2 protein-coding genes are annotated in these 2,238 nt (G+C 36.5%); both read left to right on the top strand.

The features are described 5' to 3' along the window. Window positions 1-730 (top strand): alpha/beta hydrolase (locus ACGHIN_RS17115; protein ID WP_390456395.1); only part of this gene is annotated, 730 nt, incomplete at its 5' end. A 5-nt stretch (window positions 731-735) separates the two neighbouring features. Beyond that, the gene (locus ACGHIN_RS17110) at window positions 736-2,151 is read left to right on the top strand and encodes a M17 family metallopeptidase (RefSeq protein ID WP_390456392.1); all 1,416 of its coding nucleotides are present in this window, start codon (window positions 736-738) and stop codon (window positions 2,149-2,151) included. Window positions 2,152-2,238: the final 87 nt, after the last annotated feature.

The following is a 2,238-nucleotide window of genomic DNA, read 5'->3' as shown; positions in this document are numbered from 1 at the left end:
GCCTTACGATTATTATATTTCCCATAAAAGTTATCCGGTTTTATATCTTCAGGACGCCCAAAACCTGTTTAATGAAGGAAGCGGATACGGAAACTGGGAAATCGACAAAAAACTCTCCATCCTGGCGGAATATGGCAGAGGAGATCTGATCATTATTGCCGTTGAGCATGGCAGCGAAGAAAGAATCAAAGAATATATTTTTGACAATGATCATGTGGCCAACGGCTCTGAAGGTAAGAAATATATCCGTTTCATTACAGATACTTTAAAACCCTACGTGGATGAAAATTACAGAACTAAAAAAGACAGGGATAATACAGGAATTGGGGGAAGCTCTTTAGGTGCTCTAATCAGTATTTACAGCGGTTTTCTTTATCCTGAAGTCTATTCCAAACTACTGATCTTCTCTCCTTCTCTCTGGGTGGAGCCGAATAATAACTTTCCAATGATGAATTTCAGGGTTCCATACAAGATGAAAATTTATTTATATGGTGGTGGACAGGAAGGTGCCAAAATGGTAAAAAGAATCCATCTTTTTGAAGAATACCTGAAAAGATGGGAGAAAAAAAACCTTTTTGATTTTGAATTCAGAACCAACATTAATCCCGAAGGGGAACACAATGAGTTTTATTGGTCACAGGAATTCCCGAGAGCCATAGAATGGCTGTTCTATGACAACAGCGAAAACCCTGTAGAAGTAAAGCCCCAACAAAAGAGCATCAAAAATTAGCATCTATGAAATTAATCAATAAAAGAAATAAACAATACACCCAGGTTTTTCATTTATTCACTGAAGAAGAATGGACTAAAACAGGTAAAAATTTCAATAAAAATATTTCCACTTTTTTCAGCGGAAAGAAAAATGAGGTCTTCATTAATGCTCATGAAGAAGGAATCACCTACTTTATTGGTTTAGGAAAATCAACGCTTGAGAATTTTGAAATTCAACAGGTAGCCAATAAATTTGCCCAAATCCAGAAGAAAAACATCCAGCCTGTTCCTACGTTGGTATTGGCTGACTTTTTCAACGAAAAACAGTTTGAGGAATTTGTAAAAGGATTATTGCTTGGAACTTACAACTACCCTTTTGACAAAAGCCATCCTTTCTGGAATTCCAGATTTGAAATTCATTTTGAAAATTTAAGCCCTAAAAAATTAGAAATTATTCTCCAAAAAGCTGAAGCACTCTGCAATGGACAGATTGCATGCCAGGACTGGCTGAATAAACCTGCCAATCTTAAAAAGCCTGATATTTTCAACGCTTATCTTAAAAACCTTGCAAAGAAACATCAACTGAAATATACCGTTTTCAACAGAAAAAAATGTGAAGAGCTTGGATTGGGAGCTTACCTTTCCGTAAATCAGGGAAGCGCTTATGATGCAGCTTTTACCATTTTAGAATATAACACTACTGTTAAAAAAGCCAAAACCTTCGGTTTGGTTGGAAAATGTGTATTGTTTGACACTGGTGGAATTTCTTTGAAAAATCCACCCAATATGCATTATATGAAATCTGATATGGGTGGAGCGACTGCTGTTTTGGGAACACTGATCTATGTCTCGGAAATGAACCTTCCCGTGAATATCGTTGCCATTTTACCGATTACAGATAATGCTATTTCAGAAACGGCCTATCTTCCAAGTGATGTAATCACCGCCTACAATGGAAAAACCATAGAAGTTCTTGATACGGATGCGGAGGGCAGACTGACTTTAGCTGACGGACTCTCTTATTTAACTAAAAACCATAAAACAGATATTGTTATTGATTTGGCAACGCTGACGGGAAGCTCAGTAAGAATGTTTGGAGATACCTGCGGAGCTTTATTCTCCAACAATGAAGAGTTGAAAAATCTTTTGATCAAAACCGGTGATGCAACCAATCAGAGGTTATGGAATCTTCCGTTATGGGATGTTTGGAAAGATGACATCCAGTCTGATGTAGCGGATTTGAAGAACATCTCGATGAAACCTCTTGGAGACTGCATCATTGCCGCCAAATTTCTGGAGCAATTCATTGAAAACCACCCTAAATGGGCACATTTGGATATTGCAGGAGTCGCATTTGGAAATACCAACTATGCAAAAGAAAAAGCAGCAACCGGATATGGGGTACAGTTATTGTCATATTTAATTGAAAATTATCATTAAAAATTAGTTTATTACAAAATTTCTCTGTATAATTGAGATAATAATTTTCAAAAGCGCATAAAATACCTGATTTTAACATTAAATAAT

The sequence above is a fragment of the Chryseobacterium barbadense genome (assembly GCF_042849955.1).
GTDB lineage: Bacteria > Bacteroidota > Bacteroidia > Flavobacteriales > Weeksellaceae > Chryseobacterium.
The sequence above is the reverse complement of the archived record's forward strand: the minus strand, read 5'-3'. Positions and strand labels throughout refer to the sequence as shown.

Bases quoted from the DNA above. Each gene is read 5' to 3' on its own strand.
- ACGHIN_RS17110 (WP_390456392.1), top strand. From the start codon at position 736: ATGAAATTAATCAATAAAAGAAATAAACAATACACCCAGGTTTTTCAT.